Annotated in this window: 12 protein-coding genes and 3 pseudogenes; 12 read left to right on the plus strand and 3 right to left on the minus strand. The window is 69.6% G+C overall.

All coding sequences use genetic code 11. From position 1 onward, the window contains the following. Nucleotides 1–260: pseudogene (locus C1A33_RS37220) on the plus strand (integrase); the annotation flags it as partial. A 21-nt stretch (nt 261–281) separates the two neighbouring features. On the opposite strand, the pseudogene C1A33_RS38245 reads toward C1A33_RS37220, so the two are convergent. Then, nucleotides 282–362 (minus strand): annotated as a pseudogene (locus tag C1A33_RS38245) (acyl-CoA dehydrogenase family protein); the annotation flags it as partial. Nucleotides 363–1,051: 689 nt separating this feature from the next. On the opposite strand from C1A33_RS38245, the pseudogene C1A33_RS38250 reads away from it, so the two are divergent. The 4 genes and pseudogenes from C1A33_RS38250 to C1A33_RS32380 all read left to right on the plus strand — a co-directional run. Further along, a pseudogene (locus C1A33_RS38250) lies at nt 1,052–1,804 on the plus strand (hypothetical protein); the annotation flags it as partial. 518 nt (nt 1,805–2,322) lie between these two features. Beyond that, nucleotides 2,323–2,919, plus strand: coding sequence for a dienelactone hydrolase family protein (locus C1A33_RS32375; protein WP_101836280.1), 597 nt, complete (start codon nt 2,323–2,325; stop codon nt 2,917–2,919). Between the two features lie 376 nt (nt 2,920–3,295). Then, on the plus strand, nt 3,296–3,715 hold the full coding sequence (locus tag C1A33_RS37240; protein WP_243408151.1) for a transposase family protein: 420 nt from the start codon (nt 3,296–3,298) through the stop codon (nt 3,713–3,715). Beyond that, nucleotides 3,712–4,584 (plus strand): hypothetical protein, encoded by an 873-nt coding sequence (locus C1A33_RS32380; RefSeq protein ID WP_243408152.1) that lies wholly within the window; start codon nt 3,712–3,714, stop codon nt 4,582–4,584. Before C1A33_RS37240 ends, C1A33_RS32380 begins: the two co-directional genes overlap by 4 nt. Here the strand turns inward: C1A33_RS32380 and C1A33_RS38255 are convergent. Further along, on the minus strand, nt 4,478–5,101 hold the full coding sequence (locus C1A33_RS38255; protein ID WP_423748178.1) for a flavin reductase family protein: 624 nt from the start codon (nt 5,099–5,101) through the stop codon (nt 4,478–4,480). The genes C1A33_RS32380 and C1A33_RS38255 overlap by 107 nt on opposite strands. Nucleotides 5,102–5,153: 52 nt before the next feature. Then, the gene (locus C1A33_RS32390) at nt 5,154–6,758 is read right to left on the minus strand and encodes a tryptophan halogenase family protein (RefSeq protein WP_101836282.1); all 1,605 of its coding nucleotides are present in this window, start codon (nt 6,756–6,758) and stop codon (nt 5,154–5,156) included. Nucleotides 6,759–7,362: 604 nt separating this feature from the next. Here C1A33_RS32390 and C1A33_RS32400 point away from each other — a divergent pair. The 7 genes from C1A33_RS32400 to C1A33_RS32430 all read left to right on the plus strand — a co-directional run bounded on the left by C1A33_RS32400 (nt 7,363) and on the right by C1A33_RS32430 (nt 18,143). Beyond that, nucleotides 7,363–8,307, plus strand: coding sequence for an AfsR/SARP family transcriptional regulator (locus C1A33_RS32400; RefSeq protein WP_101836283.1), 945 nt, complete (start codon nt 7,363–7,365; stop codon nt 8,305–8,307). A gap of 93 nt (nt 8,308–8,400) precedes the next feature. After that, nucleotides 8,401–9,885: an aldehyde dehydrogenase family protein gene (locus tag C1A33_RS32405; RefSeq protein WP_279354741.1), complete on the plus strand. Its 1,485-nt coding sequence runs from the start codon at nt 8,401–8,403 to the stop codon at nt 9,883–9,885. Beyond that, nucleotides 9,882–11,696 carry a non-ribosomal peptide synthetase gene (locus tag C1A33_RS32410; protein ID WP_101836285.1) on the plus strand — a complete coding sequence of 605 codons (1,815 nt, stop codon included), beginning with the start codon at nt 9,882–9,884 and terminating at the stop codon, nt 11,694–11,696. The genes C1A33_RS32405 and C1A33_RS32410 overlap by 4 nt, the downstream gene beginning before the upstream one ends. Nucleotides 11,697–11,698: 2 nt before the next feature. Then, nucleotides 11,699–12,472, plus strand: coding sequence for a thioesterase II family protein (locus C1A33_RS32415; RefSeq protein WP_101836286.1), 774 nt, complete (start codon nt 11,699–11,701; stop codon nt 12,470–12,472). A 14-nt stretch (nt 12,473–12,486) separates the two neighbouring features. Beyond that, nucleotides 12,487–12,708, plus strand: a complete 222-nt coding sequence (locus C1A33_RS32420) for an MbtH family protein (RefSeq protein WP_101836287.1) — start codon at nt 12,487–12,489, stop codon at nt 12,706–12,708. Between the two features lies 1 nt (nt 12,709). Then, nucleotides 12,710–13,915, plus strand: coding sequence for a cytochrome P450 (locus C1A33_RS32425; protein ID WP_101836288.1), 1,206 nt, complete (start codon nt 12,710–12,712; stop codon nt 13,913–13,915). Nucleotides 13,916–13,997: 82 nt separating this feature from the next. Beyond that, nucleotides 13,998–18,143: a non-ribosomal peptide synthetase gene (locus C1A33_RS32430; RefSeq protein ID WP_101836289.1), complete on the plus strand. Its 4,146-nt coding sequence runs from the start codon at nt 13,998–14,000 to the stop codon at nt 18,141–18,143. Nucleotides 18,144–18,273 lie beyond the last annotated feature (130 nt).

Consider the following 18,273-nt stretch of genomic DNA (forward strand, 5'->3'; position numbering starts at 1 on the left):
GGGCAGGCCACTCGGTGCGCGTCCTGCTCCTCGTCTACGCCCGCTGCATCGTCGGTCAGGACACGATCGCCAAACAGCGCATCGACGCCGCCCTGGCCGCGACCAATGGGACGGAGAGGCCATCGGTGACCGTCGAGGCTTCCCGAACTCAGCCACCACTCAGCCACAGACCCCCGGACACCGATGGACCCAGCCGCTCCCAGCCGGACACCCCGACTCCGCCGACCGAGCCGTTATCAGCCCCCGATCTTGGCCTCTGACCTGCGAAAACACCTGCCTTGTCAGGGGCGGGCGAGGTGGCGGGCGATGACCATCCGCTGGATCTGATTGGTGCCCTCGAAGATCTGCATGGCCTTCGTCTGCAATGATCGACACGTGTCGTGAGCTGCGGTGATGTCGGTCTGCTGGTGATGGCGGTTGCGCGTAGCCACGCCCTGTCCACAGCGGCGTGGAGGGAACCGCGGAGCCCGCGTGCCCGATCCGTCGTGCACCTCGCCGGGGCCGGCAGGAGGGCCGACGCGGCGAACGCCGTCAGAGCCGGGTGAGGTCGATGCGGACGGGGAAGGGGGCGGCCGCGTCGATGACGCCGGTGAAGACGTCAAAGGGGCCGGTAGGTTCCGCTTGTCGGGTCGAGGACGTGGGTGTGGGTGACGGGGACGCCGGCGGCGGGCTGCTCAACTCGCCAAGTAGTTAGGTGATGCCGGCTTTGGCGTACTGCTCGGCCTTGACGATCCGGTCGGTGGCCAGGTGATACGACATATCGCGGACGGCGGCGCAGGCAGGAGATCAGGTTCGTGTTCGGTGCCGGAGATCCTGCGCGTCGAGTCGGCGCCGGCTGGCGTGGGATGAGTGTCCGAGGGGGGACTCGAACCATTACCCCACCACCGGTCACCCTCTCCGATGACCTCGTCCTCGCAGGTCAGCGGGGGTACGACCGATGAACACACCGGTCGGCGAGCACGTTTCCGATCATACCGAAAGCCGGGCTACGACGGGTGCACTTCCGTCGGCGGCAGAGCCGGGAGCGGCAGCTCGCGGGGTGACCGTGATCATGGGCGGGGTTGTCGGCCTGAGCTTCCTGTTCGCCTTCGGCAACGTATGGCTGCTGGCGCTACGGCTCGGGGTACCCGCCTATGTGGCTCCACTGGTCGCGCCGTCGGTGGACCTGTCGGTGGTCGGCCTGCTCCTCGGGATCCGGCACCTGTCCGCGCACGGAGCCCGTCCTGAGCAGCTGCGTCCAGCTCGAAGGCTGCTGGTGTTCGCCAGCATGGTCACCCTCGCGTTGAACGTCTCCGAACCGATCATCACCGCGGAGTACGGCAAGGCCGCGTTCGACAGCGTCGGATGCTGGCTCCTCATCGGCTGGGCCCACGTCGGACCACCTCCTGCAAGCCATGCACGAACTCGGACGGGCCGAGCCGGACACGATGGCAGAACGGCCCAGTGCAGCGGTGGACGCGGCGGCACTCGAGGAAATCGGCGGCCTGGACAACGGGGGCGTCCAGGATCCGGCTATGGCGCCGGGACTGGGGAGAGGACCCTCGACATCGGCGGCTGCAGGAGTGGAACGGCCACACTGCGACGGTGAGGGTGCCGCTGACGGGCTGTCATCTGTGCCCGCACAGCGCAGGACTGACCAGAATCTGCGGGCCGTCACGGACGGTGTCCTGCTGCAGCGTGCACGGCGGAGGACACCCTCTACTGGGAGCAGCACCATCGGCCGATCTCCGCCGAGGTTCTCCGGCAGCGCCTGAAAGTCGGCTCGAAACGGGCGCGGAGTCTCGTGGTGCAGCTACGTGCCGACGCACACCGGACACTGGAAGAACACGCTGTCGAGGCCGACCTTCCAGCAAGCGACCATGGCCCACTCGATTCGGCAGACGCGGGTCAGGACCCGGCTAACGCTGTCGACCAGGTGCGGGAGGTGAACCGGCTCGGGTCGCGTCCGTTGGCCCAAGCCAGCTGACCGCTACAGTCAGCGCGCCGAACCAGCCGAGCATCGACTGGCCCCTGGGCTTCTCGTTGGGGGCCAACGCAGGAGACGAACGGGTTGTATGCGCCCGTGTGGCCGATCGGCGCGGTCGTGCTCGATCCCGCGACCGAGGCAGCGGCGGCGACGTTCGCTGCCCAAATCTCTCCCCCGGGCGCCTAAACCAACATCAACCCGGTCCGAGCTGTATCGGGACCGGTTGGTCCCGTACGACTGCGGCGACCTCGTCGACGGGGCTGCTCGGAGCGCCGGCCACTTGCTTCTATGCCAAATGCGGCGGAGCCGTGAGGGTGTGCTCACGTGCAGGCAGGGCGAGCTGGTAGAAAGTTCCCATGGCAGAGATCGTTGTGTTTCACTCCGTGTTGGGCGTGCGGAGTGGTGTGACAGAGGTCAGCGAGCGCATGCGTTTCGCCGGACACGTAGTCCATGTCCCTGATTTGTACAACGGAAAGGTCTTCGACGACTACCCGTCCGCTTTTCAGTGGATCGAGTCGATCGGCGGTGTCCCGGAGCTTGTGAACCGCACCCAGGCGGCGGTCGCGGGGATGTCCCGGGAGCTCGTCTACGTCGGGTTCTCCAACGGCGGCCTGTCCGCGGAACTGCTGGCGGCGACCCGTCCGGGCGCACGGGGGGCGGTGCTGATGCACGCGGCGGCTCCGCTGGCGGCGTTCGGAGCGTCCGAGTGGCCTGTTACCGTGCCGGTTCAGGTGCACTACGCCGTCGAGGACCCGTTCCGCCACGAGGACGCCCTCGATGCGTTCGGCGCCGCCGTCCGCGCTTCGGGCGCCGGGTACGACTTCTTCGAGTACGACGTTTCCGGGCATCTTTTCACCGACCCGAGCCTGCCCGACGAATATGACAAGGAGGCCACCGAGCTGATCACCGAGCGCATACTGGCATACCTGGAGCGGATCGACAGGGTCGGCTGAGCGACCTCGTACGGCGGCCTCCCCCCGGTCGCGTCCAAGGTGGCTTCCGGTCCTGTCGGCCGATGAGGCGGCCTGAGGCGCGGCGTCGATCCTACCCCCGGCCCGTTTCCTCAGGCAGCTCGGGGTACGCATATCCTCGAAATCCCAGGTATCGGTGCCGGCGAAGCATCTCGATGCCCGGGCCGAGGAGTGCTTCCCCCGGTCATCCCCAGGGCTGCGACAGAGTCGTGATCGGCGTGTCGGCTGGCATCACGGGCTGGTAGCGGCTATAGGTGGCGGGGCGGAACGGGACGACAACAGGCGGACGCGGCGCCCATGGGATGATCGAGCTTCCTACACCATGATCGTCCAAGAGTGGGGCCGCGTCCGTGCTTCAGTGTCGCCTATCCGCGCCCTGCTTGCGGGCCGGGCCGTCGAACAGGCCGCAGCGCTGCTCGAGGTGCTGGGCGCGGTGCCGGATCGGCGGCGGGCGCGGGGGCGTCGCTATGGGCCAGCGTCGGTGCTGGCGCTGTGGTTCACCGGTGTTCTGGCTGGTCAGCAGACATTCACCGCGGTCTGGGAGTGGGCAGCGGACCTGCCGGCGGAATCGCTGGCCGGGTTCGGGCTGACCCGCGGGGTCCCGTCCGAGCGCACGATCCGCCGCCTGGTCGCCGGCTGCGACCCGGCCGGGCTGGACGAGGCGCTCTCGGGCTGGATCGCCCGGGCCGGGGACGACACGGCGCCGGGGCTTCGGGGGCTGGCCTTCGAGGCAAGACGCTCAGGGGCGCCCGGTCGTTCACGGAGACGGGCACGATGATCCAGGAGGCGGTGGTCGAGGCGGTCTGGCACAACACCGGTGTCGCCGCCGGCCACCAGCGGGTCGTCGGCGGCGACGAGATCGCCGCGGTCGAGGCGCTGGCTGGCCGGCTCGATGCGACCGACGTGCTCGTCACCGCGGACTCGCTCCACCCCCACGAACGCCTCGCCCGGAAGATCCGCGCCAGGAGCGGCCACTGGCTCCTCGTGATCAAGCTGAACCAGCCCACCGTCCACGCGAACCTCACCCGGCTGCCCTGGGAGCAGGCCCCGGACCTGGTCACGATCACCGAGAAGGCCCACGGCCGGGTCGAGGTCCGCTCGTTGAAGGTCCTGACCGTCACCACGCCGAGGCTCGTCGGTTTCTGGGGCACGAAACAGGTCGTCGAACTACGCCGACGTACCCGACGCAAGAAGACCGTCACGTCGAAGCCGGCCTACTCCGAGGAGGTGTTCTACCTGGTCACCAGCCTGCCGCCGAGCAGGCCCACCCCCGCGACCTCGCTGCCCGCGCCCGCGGGCACTGGACCGTCGAGGCCGTCCACCACGTCCGCGACCGGGTCCTCGACGAGGCCCGCCACACCGCCCGCACCGGCAACGCCCCCTGGACTGGGCCATCGCCCGCGACACCGCCATCAGCGCGCTACGCCTCACCGGCCACAAGAGCATCGCCAAAGCCATGCGATCCACCGCCCGCCAACCCGAACGCGTCCTCCAGATCATCGCCCTGATCAGCGAAAAGAGACTTTGACGGCACCCTGGGTCATCCCGACATCGCCCTGTGGGCGGGCACGGCTGCCGCGTCTGACCAGCGGGCGTAGCGTCGACGCCCGTACAGCAGTGGTTCCGCGGCGTCTTCGCGGATGGTGACCTGGTGCACCGTTCCGAAGATCACGGTGTGGTCGCCGACCGCCACGGTGTGATCGATCAGACAGTCAGCGGTGGCGTGGACATCTGCGGTCAGATGCGGACCGTGGGCGCCCAGAGGCAGTCGCCAGTCGACGTGGTCGAACCGGTCATGTGCGCCGGAAGCGAAGAGCTCGGATACCCGACCGGCCTGCTCGTGCAGCAGGTTCAGCGCGAAGCCGCCCCGCTCGAGCGCCGCCGAGAGGGTGGGTCCGACGGTCCGCAGACAGACCAGCAGGGTGGCCGGACGGAGCGCGATGCTACAGAGGGAGCTGCAGGTCATCCCGCGCGGGAGCCCGTCGGAACCGAGTGTGGTGAGCACGCCGACGCCGGTGGGGAATCCGGCCATTAGGCTGCGCAGATCCACCTCGGGCGCGGCGGTCTGGGAGGGAGTGGTCCCGGATGCGTCGGCATCCGGTGGGCAGGAGGCGGAGGGCAGGGGCGTGGATTGGTTCATCTCGGACTCCTGAGGAGCGGACATGGTGCGGGCTGGCCGTCGTATCGGGGGATGGGTGCCGCCGGCCCGCACCGGATCAGGCACCGTGCAGCTGTCGTAGGTAGTCGTAGGCGCTGGGCAGGGTCTCCAGAAGGTTCTGCTGCTGGCGCTTGACGGTCTCGAAGAGCGGTTCCGCACCGGCGACGGATTCCGGTTGGTGGGCGAGAGCGGGCAGCGGCGCGTCCGGGTGCAGGCCGAGGCCGGAGAAGATGCAGTAGTAGCTGCCGTTGGTCCAGAAGTTGCGGAACTCGGCCTCGAAGTTCCCGTAGTAGGTGCTCTCGTCCGTGATCGGCGAGTTGATCGGAAGTCCGGCCCGGTAGGCGGAGATCTTCTTCTGGATGTTCTCCGGCAGTCTCAGGTTCTTGTTGGCCTGCCAGAAGGGTGTGTCGTTCCGCGGCGCATAGTAGAAGTGTGCCTGGATGAAATCGCGCGTGTCGTCGAACATCAGCTCGATCTCGTGGTTGAAGCTGTCTATCAGGCCCTGGCTGAAGTTCCGGTCCGGGAAGTGCTTGGCGAGCTGGTAGATCGCTGCGGTGATGAAGTAGATGCCCGTCGACTCCAAGGGCTCCAGGAAGCAGGAGGAGAGTCCGATGCCGACTACGTTCTTCACCCATGCCCGGCGATTGCGGCCGACCCGGAAACGGATGTGGTTGAACTTCGCCTGCTCGGGGTCGAGGTCCCAGAGGTTGCAGAATTCCTGGGTGGCGGATTCCTGGTCGGTGAACTTGCTGGAGTACACGTAGCCGGTGCCGAAGCGGCCCAGCATCGGGATCTTCCAGGTCCAGCCGGAGGACATCGCGATTGCCGAGGTGTACGGCTCGATGCCGTATCTTTTGTCGTCGTGCGGGACGGCAGTGGCCACCGCGCTGTCACACAGCAGGTGGTCGCCCATGTCGATGAAGGGCTCCTCCAGCGCCTGGTTGATCAGCAGTCCGCGGAAGCCGGAGCAGTCCACGAACAGATCGGCCTCCAGGGTAAGGCCGCCCTTGGTACGCAGGGCTGTCACGTAGCCGTGGTCGTCCTGCTCGACGCGTACCATCGCGTCCTGTACGTGGTGCACGCCCTGCTTCTCGGTGGCGAAGCGGCGCAGGAAATCTGCCACCAGCTGTGCGTCGAAATGCCAGGCATAGCGGGTCGCCGGGCGGCCGTCCAGCCAACGGGGTGCCTTGAGGGCGTCCATCACCGGCGGTTCGCGGAAGCAGGCATAGTCGAATGGCTCGGTGGTTCTTCCCTCGTATTTGCGCTTGAACCAGAAGTGGGACAGCGGCGTCTGGCCGTAGTCCGGGAGCAGCCCGAACGGGTGGTAGAAGTGATCTGGCCCACCGTTCCGCAGCTCACGCGCCGTGGCCTGTGCGGGGCCCTCGGTCCGCCAGTTCACGAAGCGGACGGCCATCTTGAAGCTGGCATTGCACTCGCGCATCCAGTCGTCCTCGCTGATGCCGAGGAAGTCGAAGAAGGAGCGCTGGAGGTTGGGCACGGTGGCCTCGCCGACCCCGATTCGGGGAATAGTCGGTGCCTCGAGCACCGTGATACCGACGGTGCCCTGAAGAGCCTTGCCCAGATAGGCGGCCGTCATCCAGCCGGCTGTGCCTCCGCCCAGAATGACGACCTTCTGGATCCGGTTGTCGGGGTTGGCAGTCATGCGCAGGCCTCGTTTCTGGTCGGCGGAGCGGGAGGAACGACCGTCCGGAACAGTGTGGGCAACGCCCCTATGCCGGACCTACAAAGCCTGTATGTAAAGGCGGGGGCCTGTCGCCGGTGGTGTCTTCGTGGGTGGGCTGCCAGATGAGGAACTGTTCGAGTGCGGTGCCCTCGGGTGGTGGGGTGCGCCTCCGGTCTGGGCGCAGGCGTTCAGGCAGGCGGTGAGGTGGGCCAGGGGCTCGTGGCCGTTGCGTTCGGCGGTGGCGATGATCGTCCAGACCCGGGCAGCCAGGTGCGCGGTCGATGCGGCTTGCGCGCCGTAGTAATTTCTCCGGCCGACGACCGGGGTTCTCAGCGCCCTTTCCGGGGTTGTTGTCCAGGGCGAGGTCGGGGAAGTCGCGGTGGCGGGCCAGTCCGTCCCATTCCCGGTCCAGGGTGGCGAGGACCTTACGGGCGGGGCCGGGTGCAGGCCGGGGGCTGCGGCTGGCCATCCCAACACCCGCCACAGCCGCCACCCGCCACAGGACGGAACGAGCCGCCCCACAGCATCACCGAATACTTACGCCTGTATAGAACCCTGATAGACGGCTGCCAGATGCTCTTCCATGGCGAATCAGCGGGCGTTCCGGCGCGGGCGCGAGGACGGGCGCGTCGCCGGACCGGACGGGAACCAGGAGGAAGCCATGACCGCGGTGGTGAACGATGGTGTGCGGCATGCGGTGGAAGTCCGCTTCCTGGGGGACTTCTCTTTGTTCATCAAGGGCAGCCCGGTCGAGCGATGGCGGGCCGGGAAAGCGCGAAACCTGTTTCAGTACCTCGCCCTCCGCTTGGGACAGACTCTCACCAAGGACCGGCTGTACGAAGCTCTGTGGCCTGATTCCCCGTGGCCCGCGGGTCGCAGCTCGCTCAAGGTCGCCGTACATGCGCTGCGCCGTGTCGTGGGCGCCCATCCGGACCACCCCGGAGACTCCGGGATCCAGCTGGTCTCCCGTGACTTCGGGTATGCGCTGCAGATCGCGGACCTGTGGGCGGATGTCGACGAGTTCGAGGAGTTGGTGTACGCCGGCCTCCGGGTGTCCGGAGAGGACGGCGAGGTGGCCCGCGCCCGGCTGCGTGCCGCACTCGAGCTCTACCGCGGTGATTTCCTCCAAGGCGAGACCGCCGACTGGATCGTCGAACAGCGTGAGTACCTCAAGTCGTTGGCCCTGAGAGCCCTGGCGGCCCTCCGAGCCGATGCAATGGGCCGGCAGGGCTTCGCCGACCTGATCGACATCTGCCGGCGGACGCTGGAGATCGACCGGCACCATGAGGAGAGCTACCGGGCCCTGATGGCCGCGCATGGCAGCAGGGGTGAACTCGGGTGCGTCCGTAGCTGGTACGAACTGTGCGCCCGCCGCCTGCGTACCGAGCTCGCCGTGGAGCCCGCCCGCGAGACCGAGCGGCTGCTGCACTCCCTGCTGTCGCGCGCCGAAGCACCGGCGTCGCCGGACGGGCCGAGCATGGTGCGTCCCCGCCCGCACCTTTCCCTCCCCGCCACGATCGCCAGTTAGCGAGGACTCGACATGACCGTATTGACCACACCGCACCAGCCCGGTGGGCCAGGGGGGGAACTTGGTCGGCCACCGCATCACGGCGATCAGTGGATCGGTGGCCGTTGGGTCCTCTCCGACGCCACCGAAGGCCTGGAGGTGACCGACCCCAGCACGGAGGAGGTACTCGCGACGGTCCCCGCGGGCACCGCGGGGGACGCGGACCGGGCTGCACGCGCCGCGGCCCAGGCCTTCCCTGGCTGGTCGACGACACCCGCACCGCAACGGGCTGCCGTGCTCCGCAGGATGATCGCCGGGCTGGAGAGCCGGGCTGCTCGCTTCGCCGAGCTCATCACCGCCGAGGTGGGGACGCCGGTCCAGGTGTCGCGCGCCACCCAGGTCGGACTGGCGTTGGGCATGGCTGCCCACTGTGCCGAGGTGCTGGAGGCCTATGCGTTCGAGCAGCGCGTGGGGCATTCGCTGGTGATGCGCGAACCGTCCGGTGTGGCTGCGTGCATCACCCCCTGGAACGTGCCGCTGCTGCTGACCGTGCAGAAGGTGCTGCCCGCCCTGGCCGCGGGCTGCACCGTCATTCACAAGCCCAGCGAGGTCACTCCGCTGCACGCTCGGCTGCTCGCCGAGGTGATGGCCGAGGCCGACCTTCCGCCAGGGGTGTTCAACATGGTCGTCGGAACCGGCGAGGTGGTCGGTGCGGCGCTCTCCGTGCACCCCGACGTCGACCTGGTCTCGCTGACCGGGTCGACCCGGGCCGGGCGTCACGTGCTCGCCCTCGGCGCGGAGCACATCAAGCGCGTCCATCTCGAGCTCGGCGGCAAGAACGCCAGCCTGGTGCTCGACGACGCCGACCTCGACGCCGCGGTGCGGGCCACGGTCGACCAGGCGCTCTTCAACTCCGGCCAGGCCTGCCTACAGTGGGGTCGGCTGCTCGTGCCCCGCGACCGCCAAGACGAAGCGGTGGGCGTCGCGGACGAGGCGATGTCCGGCTATGTGGTGGGGGACCCTCGCGACCCGGCGACGGACCTGGGTCCCCTGGTCTCGGCGGCCGCACGCGGACGGGTCAACACGCACATCCGGCGCGGGGTCGCGGGCGGCGCCCGGCTGGTGCGCGGCGGCCCGGACCAGCCCGTGGGGCTGGACGTCGGGTACTACGTGCGGCCCACGATCTTCGCCGATGTCGATCCCCGGTCCGCGCTCGGCCAGGAGGAGATCTTCGGCCCGGTGCTGTGCATCATGCCGTACGACAGTGAGGACGAAGCGATACGGATCGTCAATGACACGCGCTACGGGCTGCACGGCGCGGTCTGGTCCGGCGACGGCGCGCGGGCTGAGCGGGTCGCCCGGCGCTTTCGCACCGGGCTGGTTGACATCAACGGCGGACCGTTCAACCCCGCGGCCCCCTTCGGGGGTTTCAAGCAGTCCGGGATCGGGCGCGAGTGCGGGACCGCTGGGCTGGACGGCTTCCTGGAGACCAAGTCACTGCAGCTGCCCCGGCCATCGACCGGGCAGACCGTCGGCCCGCGGCTGAAGGGGCTGGAGACAGCCACCCCTGACCGGCCCGCGGAGAGGGACGAACGATGACTGGACCGTCGCGGCGGCCGAGCGTGCTCGAGGTCGTGGACCGCTGGGCGCGCGAGCGGCCCCAGGAGACGGCGGTGAGCGCACCGGACGGCGTCTTGACCTACGCCGGACTCGCGGCCCATGCGGTGCGGTTCGCCTCCGCTCTCGCCGCCGTGGGCGTCGGGCGGGACGAGGCTGTCGGTCTGCTGCTCGGCCGGTCCCGGGAGAGCCTGCCCGCTCTGCTCGCGGTCTGGCGGATCGGTGCCGTCGCCGTGCCCCTGGACACCGGGCATCCGGTCGAGCGACTGCGCTACATTCTGCGGGACGCCGACGCCACCGTGCTCATCGCCGGACGGATGCCGGAGGGGCTCGACCTCACCGGGGTGCGCACCGTCCACCCTGAACAGGCCGACGGCGCGGCCTTCACGCTGCTGCCCGAGACCGACGCCGCGCCGGACGCCTGCGCCTATCTCGTCTACACCTCCGGAACCACCGGTCGCCCCAAGGGGGTCGAGGTCACCTACCGCGGCCTGGACACGTTCGTCGACGCCATAGCGGGGATCGGGCTCACCGCGGGCGGGCTGGGCCTCAACGCGGTCTCCCCGGCCTTCGACGGCTGGCTGTGGTGCTCGCTGCTCTACCTGGTCCACGGGCAGGGCGTCGCCTTGGTCGATCTGTCTCTCGAGGGGCTGCGCGAGGCTGCCGCCGGCGGTGGCGAGATCCTCCCCGCCGGACTGCGCACCGCTTCGCTCACCCCGTCGCTGCTGGCCGCCCACGGAGACGCACTCGGCGACGCCGAAGTCGTCGTGGTGGCCGGCGAACCATGCCCACCCACCCTGGCCGACCGGTTCGTGGCCGGGCGCCGCTTCCTTAACGTCTACGGACCGACGGAGACGACCATCGCCGCCACCTGGGCGGACAGCGCGCGGGGCGACGATGTGCGGGGCATCGGCCGTCCTCTGCCGGGATATCGCGCCTATGTCCTGGACGACTCCCTGCGTCCGGTGCCGTCAGGCGCCCAGGGCGAGCTCTACGTCGGTGGCCCGGCGGTCGCCCGTGGCTACCGCGGTCAACCGGGCCTGACCGCGGCCCGTTTCGTACCCGACCTGTTCGCGGGTTACGGGGCGCGTATGTACCGGACCGGCGACATGGTCCGCTTGGGTACGAACGGCGAACTGGAGTACCGCGGCCGCCGTGACGATCAGGTGAAGATCCGCGGCCACCGAGTGGAACTGGGCGAGGTGGAGCGGATCGCGAGCGAACTGCCCGAGGTGGTGGCCGCGGTCTGCTACCTGGTTCCCTCGGGTGACGCCCTGGGCCTCGCCGTCGTGACCGCGGACGGAGCCGACGCGGGTCTAGTGGTGGCCAGGGTCGAGGACCGCTGCGCCGCTCTGCTGCCCGACGCCGCGGTACCGCAGACGGTCCATGTGGTGCACACGCTCCCCACCCTGGCCACGGGCAAGGCCGACCGGGCGGCGCTGGCCCGTGGCCTGGCCACGGCGGGAGTCTCCGCGGCGACAGGGGTGGGGATGGCCGCGGCCGAGCTGCTCGCGGCGGACGACGGCCCCGTTGCGGATGTCCGCCGCACCACCCTGCGGGAACGTGAGCTGCTGGCCCTGTGGACCGAGCTGCTCGGACGCGACGTGGTGGACGTCCGAGCCGACTTCTTCGACCTGGGCGGGCATTCCTTGCTGGCCGCCCGTGCGGTCGCCGAACTTCGGCAGCGGACCGGCCTGCGGGTCACTCTGTCGCAGCTGCTGGCCAATCCGACGGCGGAGGCGTTCGCCGCGGAACTCGACCGGATGGCCACGCGCCAGAGCAGAGAAGCGTGAGCATGGGCGGCTCCTGGATCGTCGGCTGGCGGGCCGGGAACCATGTCGACGACGGCCTGCCGGTGCTGCTGTGCCTGCCGCCGGCCGGCGCCGGTTGCCACCAGTTCCGTGCGTGGCAGGAACCGTTCTCCGGCGTCGCGCAGGTACTGGGCGTGCAACTCCCCGGCCGTGAGAACCGCTGGCGCGAGGCCATGCCGCCGACCTTCGAGGAGGCGGTCGAGGTCATCGCGCGCGAGCTGGTGGAACGGCTGCGACCCGGCCGGCCGTTGGTGCTCTTCGGTCACAGCTTCGGCGGCCTCATCGCCTATGAACTAGCCCGCCGGGTCACCCCGCTGGCCCTGGTGGTGAGCGCCTGCCGGCCGCCCCGTTACTGGGACGGAGCCGGGCGCGGCATCGTCGACGACGAGGACGAGCTCGACAAGCTCTTCGATACCGACGCCACGGACCGCGCACTGCTCGACACGGAGACCCGGGAGCTGATGCTCGAAGTACTTCGCCGCGACGCCCGGCTCTCACTCAGCTACGCCCACACCCCGGGTGCGCTCCTGCCCATTCCCGTCCACGCCTGGGGGGCGACTGGCGACGAGACGGTCACCTCCGACCAGCTGGCCGGCTGGGCGGAGACGACCACCGCCGTCTTCCGCCGCCACTGGACCGACGGCGGACACCACGCGGTGATGCGCCGCCCTGAACCGCTATTCGGACTTCTCACCGATCTCCTCGTGGGATTCGCTCCCGTGGGATCCGGTCGCCCCGATCCGCCCCGCAACGCCTGAGCCAGGAGGACGTCATGCCCGCCACCGGCGCGGCCACCACCACCGAACACGAGCAGCGCTACCAGGTCCTGATCAATCAGGAGGAGCAGTACGCCCTCTTCCCGGAGGGACTGCCCGCACCTAGGAGCTGGGTACCGGCCGGCTTCTCGGGCACCGAGGACGAGTGCATCGCCCATGTCGACGCGCACTGGGCCGACACCCGCCCGCTGAGCCTGCGACGACGGCAGGAAACCTGACATGCGGATCGATCTGCTCGACCCCGGCCCCTTCGGGCGTAACGACTTCTGGCCCACCTTCGCCTGGCTGCGGGCCAACTCCCCGGTTCACTGGCATCCCGAGCCCGGCGGCACCGGCTTCTGGGTGCTCAGCCGGCACCGCGACATCGTACGGACCTACGCCGACAGCGACACCTTCAGCTCCGCTCGGGGCATGCGCCTCGGCAGCGATCCCGCCGCCGTCGCGGCGGTATCCCAGCGGATGCTGATCGTCTCCGACGCCCCCCACCACACCGATCTCAAACGCGCCCTGGCCCAGGCCTTCGGCCCGGACCGCATGCCCCGGCTCGAGAAGCTGGTCGAGCATGTGGTGGCCGACCTGGCCGAGGAGGCGGTCGAGCAGGGCGAGCTGGACTTCATCGACATCGCCAAGGCGTTGCCCAACCGGGTGGTGTGCGCCCTGATGGGTATTCCGCACGCCGACTGGGCCTGGATTGGGGACCTCACCACCGACGCCTTCGACTCTCCGGACGAGGCGACACGGAGTAGTGCGCACTCGGAGATCTTCCTCTACTTCATCGAGCTCCTCCGGCAGCGTCGCGCTCGCCCGGGCGACGACCTGATCAGCGAGATCGCCCATGACACGGAGGTGAGCGAGAGGGGCGGCGAACAACACCGGCCGCTGACCGACGAGGAGATCGTCTTCAACTGCAACGGTGTACTCTCTGGCGCGAACGAGACCACGCGCTATTCCTCCGCCGGCGCGGTACACATGTTCGCCCGGCACCCCGACCAGTGGGACCTGCTGCGTCACCGCGGCCCCTCGGGAACCACCTCCGCGGTCGAGGAGATCCTGCGCTGGACCACCCCCGGCGTGCATGCGCTGCGCACCGCCACCCGCGACACCGAGATCGCGGGAGTTCCCGTCGCCGAGGGTGACCGGGTGACCTTGTGGAACGTGTCGGCGAACCGGGACGAGGAGATCTTCGCCGAGCCGGACCGATTCCTGGTTGACAGGGCACCCAACCGACATGTCGCCTTCGGTCACGGCCGCCATCTCTGCCTGGGCGCCCGGCTGGCCCGTTTCGAGCTCGGTGCCCTCCTCACCGAGCTGCTGGCCCGGGTGGACGGCTTCGAGCAGACCGGCCCCGCCCTCTTCAACTCGTCCAACTTCACCTGGGGGATCAGGAGCCTCCCGGTGAGGGTACTGCCGCGCGCGCACCGCTGACCGCCGGCGCGGCGTCGACCCGGGCCGGAACACGGAACCGCCGTGACACCCGCGCCGAACTTCCAGCAGAAAGGGTGCTGTTGTGTCCACTGAGCTCGCTCCGGAACTGCGGTCGGAAGCTGGGGCTACCCACGGACAGAGCCACCACCAGGACCTACGGGGGACATCGCCGGAGGCCGATGCCCTGGCACGGCCGCTCACCGCGGCCGAGCGCCGGCGGCTCCTCGTCGACGGGAACCGGACGGAGGCGGCCTTCCCCGACACCGGCTACCCGGAGTTGCTCGCCGCCCAGGCCGTCCGTACCCCGCACGCCCCGGCCCTGGTACAGGGCGGCCGTTCGCTGACCTTCGCCGAACTCGAGGTCGAAACCAATCGCCTGGCTCACTACCTGATCTCGCGTGGCGCCGGTCCCGGCCAGCGCGTCGGTCTATGCTATCCGCGCTCCGCCGACTATGTGCTGGGCTCCCTGGCAATTCTCAAGACCGGCGCGGCGATCGTCGCCCTCGATCCCGTCAACCCCGACGACCGCCTCGCCATCATGATCGAGGACGCCGCCCCGCTGCTGCTGCTCGTACCGGAGGAGCTGACCGCGCGGACGCCCGTCGGCCTGCCCCGGGCGGAGGTGGCTACCGCCGGCCGGGGTCTGCCGGCCACACCAACAGGAACGCCCACGGACAAGGACACGGTCAGCCATCTCATCTACACCTCCGGCTCCACCGGCACACCCAAGGCGGTGCTCGAACGCCACGGCGCCATCACCAACCTGGTCCACTGGACCGAACGCGCCTACGGGGTGCGCCCTGGAGACCGGGCATCGTGGATGTCGACCCCCGGCTTCGCGGTCCAGATCATGGAGTGGCTGCCGTATCTGCCTCTCGGCGCCGCCGTGCACATCCCCGAGGCGGGCCAGGCCCAGACCCCGCAGCAGATCCGAGACTGGCTCGTCGACCAGAAGATCAGCCACACCATGCTGGTCGCCGCCCTCGCCGAGCCGGTCTGGGGCCTGGAGTGGCCCGACGACGCCGCGCTGCGGATCATGGTCACCACCGCCGAGCGCGTGAACAGCTGGCCGCCGGTGGACACCTCGTTCCAAGTAGTGATGACGTACGGAACCACCGAGACGACCAATGTGCTGTCGTGTCTCGACCTCGGCGCCGGCATCGACTACACCAGCCAAGCCACTCCGGAGGAGATACAGCGCACCCGCCCCGTCCCGGTCGGTCGGCCCATCGCCAACCTCCGGGTCTATCTGCTCGACGACGCCGACCGACCGGTGCCGCTTGGTGAGGTCGGGCGGCTCCACGTGGCAGGGGCGGGACTCGCCGCCGGATACCACGGGCACCCCGAGCTGACCGCGGCCGCGTTCCGGCCCAACCCGCTGCCGGAGGAGCCGGAGCCGATTCTCTACGACACCGGTGACCTTGCCCGGAGGCGTGACGACGGAGCCGTCGAGATACTCGGCCGGGCCGACTCGCAGGTGAAGATCCGCGGCTTCCGCGTCGAACTGGGCGAGGTCGAGACGCACATCGCCCGGCTCACCGGTGTCGTCGAGGCCGTGGTCGTCGCGCATGAGCGCGGCCCGAACGACAAACGGCTGGTCGCCTATGTCTCGCCCGCCCCCGACGCCGACCTGGACGCTGGTACGGTCCGTGCCGAGGTGGCCAGCGGACTGCCCTACTACATGGTGCCCAGCGCCGTCGTCGTTCTCCCCGAGCTGCCGCGACTGCCCAACGGCAAGGTGGACCGCAGGCGGCTGCCCGCCCCGCCCGAGGGGCGTGAGGGTACCGATGCCGGCTACGCGGCGCCCCGCACCGAGGTGGAGGACGGCCTGGCCCGCCTGTGGGCCACGGCCTTCCGCACCCAGAGCATCGGCATCCACGACAACTTCTTCGAGATCGGCGGGCATTCGCTGCTGGCGTTCCAGCTGATCGACGCGATCCGCCACAGCTATGCTGTCGAGCTCAGCCTCTCCGACCTCTCCCGTCGCCCGACCGTCGCCGAACTCGCTGAGCTGATCACCGCTGAACGGGTCGGCAGGCGAGGCGACTTCGGCGGGCTGCCCGCGATCGTTCCCGACCCGGATCGGCGTTTCGAACCCTTCCCGCTGACCGAGAGCCAGCAGGCGCTGTGGATCGGCCGCGGCGGGCTGGTCGAGCTGGGCAACGTCGGCTGTCACGGGTACTTCGAGTGGCAGAGCCCGGACCTGGATGTTGCCCGCTTCGAGCGGGCCTGGCTGCGTCTGGTGGAGCGCCATGACGCACTCCGTACGGTGATCCTGCCCGATGGCACCCAGCAGGTGCTCCAGGAGATACCGGCCTACGACATTCCCGTACGGGATCTGCGCACGCTCGATGGTCCTCGGCTGGAGGAGGAACTGGGCGCGCTGCGCGATCGCCTCTCCCACCAGGTGCTGGACGCAGCGCGCTGGCCGCTGTTCGACGTACGGATCACCCTGCTGCCGCCGGGCGCGGCGGGCGGCCGCCGCGCCCGGATTCACCTGTCGCTGGACTTCCTGATCGCCGATGCCTGGAGCTACTTCCAGGTGCTCGTCCCCGACTTGGCGGCCTTCTATGCCGATCCCGACGCCACCCGAGAGACCCTCACACTCACTTTCCGTGACTATGTGACTGCGATCAACGACTCTCTGGGTGACAGTGAGCTCTACCTCCGCTCCGAGTGGTACTGGCGCGATCGGCTCGCGACGCTGCCTCCCGCCCCCGCCCTTCCCGGACGTCCCGCCGACGCGCCGGCTCTGCCGGTCCGCTTCGAACGGCGTAACCACCAGGTGGACGCCGAGCTCTGGAGCCGAATCCAGGCGCTCGGCCAGGCGCGCGAGGTGACCCCCTCCGGCATCCTCGCCGCCGCGTTCGCCGAGGTGCTCGGCGCCTGGAGCGGACAGCCACGCTTCACCGTGAACTTCCCGCTGTTCAACCGACTTCCGCTGCACCCCCAGGTCAACCAGCTGCTCGCGGACACCACCACCACCCTGCTGCTCGCCGTCGAGCAGCGGGCTGGCACCTTCGTCGGACGCGCCCAGGATCTCCAACGCCGCCTCTGGGCCGATCTGGAGCACCGCTACTTCAGCGGGGTCAGGGTGCTGCGAGAGCTCACGAAGCTCCGCGGCTCACTCGCGCCCGCGATGCCTGTCGTGATGACCAGCCTGGTAGGACACCCGCCGCAGGATCAGGAGACGGCACTGGGCGTCCCGGTGTACGGGATATCCCAGACTCCGCAGGTGTCGCTGGACTTCCAGATCTTCGAGAGGGCGCACGGGCTCGCCTTCAACTGGGACTTCCTGCCAGCGGTGTACCCGGACGGCCTGATCGACGAGATGTTCGACGCGTTCCGCGGCCTGCTGGAATCCCTGGGGAAGGCGCAGAACTGGGAGAAGCCCGCCTTCGCGCTGCGGTCCTCCGCGACGGATCAGCGGGCACCTGAGATCGCCGTTCCCGCACAGGCCGCGGAGCGCGACACCGCGGATGCCTGGGAGCGCTACTGGGCAGGCATCGAGCGCACCGGTCGCGGCGGCGACGTAATCTGGGACGCGGACAGCGGCGAGGAGTTCGCATGGCTTCTCGGCCAGGCCCGGCGGCATTTCCCCCCCAACCTGCCGGTGATCGACCTGGGCTGCGGCAACGGCCGGTACAGTCGCGAACTCGCGGCACACTTCCCGCACGTCACCGGCGTCGACGTCGCCGCCAGCGCCATCGAGCACGCCACGGCGGAGGCGGCGAGTGCCGGGGTGCGTAACGCCGACTACCGGGCGCTGGACATGACGGACGCCGAACAGGCGGGGACGCTGGGCGAGGGCCCTTACAACATCTTCGTCCGCGGCGTCTTCCACATCCTGCGCGGCGCGGCCCGAGCCAGGCTGGCCACTGTGGTCGACCGGCTGCTGGGATCAGAAGGGGTGCTGATCCTCCATGAACCTGACTACTCCGCCGGCTCCTTCGGCTATCTCGGCTTCGTCGGTGGCAAGAAGGGGCGCGCCGAGGGCCTGGTCGGCCCGCTGGAGGCCGCCGGCGTCCGGCACTCCCGGCGCTTCGACCGCCCGGAGCTGACCGACGTCTTCCCGGCGGAGCGGTGGGAGCTCGTCGATGACGACGCCGTCAACCTGCACGTCATCGACCCGGAGAGCGACGCCGGTGCGCTGGGCCTGCCGGGCTACTACGCCGTGCTGCGGCGTCGGCCGGCCGAGAGGAGCGCGCCGGAGAACGGCAGGCGTTGACGGGGATGATGATGCCGGCGGGTCGCGGGGCCGTCCGCGAACGAGGGCCCCGGGCTCGTCGACCGGCGGTGGTGACATTCGCGAGTAGTGCGGGCGAGCGCCACCATCGCCGTGCGCCCAGCTGGCTGTG

This window comes from Frankia canadensis (assembly GCF_900197875.1).
GTDB lineage: Bacteria > Actinomycetota > Actinomycetes > Frankiales > Frankiaceae > Frankia > Frankia canadensis.

Bases quoted from the DNA above. Each gene is read 5' to 3' on its own strand.
- C1A33_RS32375 (WP_101836280.1), top strand. From the start codon at position 2,323: ATGGCAGAGATCGTTGTGTTTCACTCCGTGTTGGGCGTGCGGAGTGGT.
- C1A33_RS32380 (WP_243408152.1), top strand. From the start codon at position 3,712: ATGATCCAGGAGGCGGTGGTCGAGGCGGTCTGGCACAACACCGGTGTC.
- C1A33_RS38255 (WP_423748178.1), bottom strand. From the start codon at position 5,101: ATGTCCGCTCCTCAGGAGTCCGAGATGAACCAATCCACGCCCCTGCCC.
- C1A33_RS32390 (WP_101836282.1), bottom strand. From the start codon at position 6,758: ATGACTGCCAACCCCGACAACCGGATCCAGAAGGTCGTCATTCTGGGC.
- C1A33_RS32400 (WP_101836283.1), top strand. From the start codon at position 7,363: ATGGCGAATCAGCGGGCGTTCCGGCGCGGGCGCGAGGACGGGCGCGTC.
- C1A33_RS32410 (WP_101836285.1), top strand. From the start codon at position 9,882: ATGACTGGACCGTCGCGGCGGCCGAGCGTGCTCGAGGTCGTGGACCGC.
- C1A33_RS32415 (WP_101836286.1), top strand. From the start codon at position 11,699: ATGGGCGGCTCCTGGATCGTCGGCTGGCGGGCCGGGAACCATGTCGAC.
- C1A33_RS32420 (WP_101836287.1), top strand. From the start codon at position 12,487: ATGCCCGCCACCGGCGCGGCCACCACCACCGAACACGAGCAGCGCTAC.
- C1A33_RS32425 (WP_101836288.1), top strand. From the start codon at position 12,710: ATGCGGATCGATCTGCTCGACCCCGGCCCCTTCGGGCGTAACGACTTC.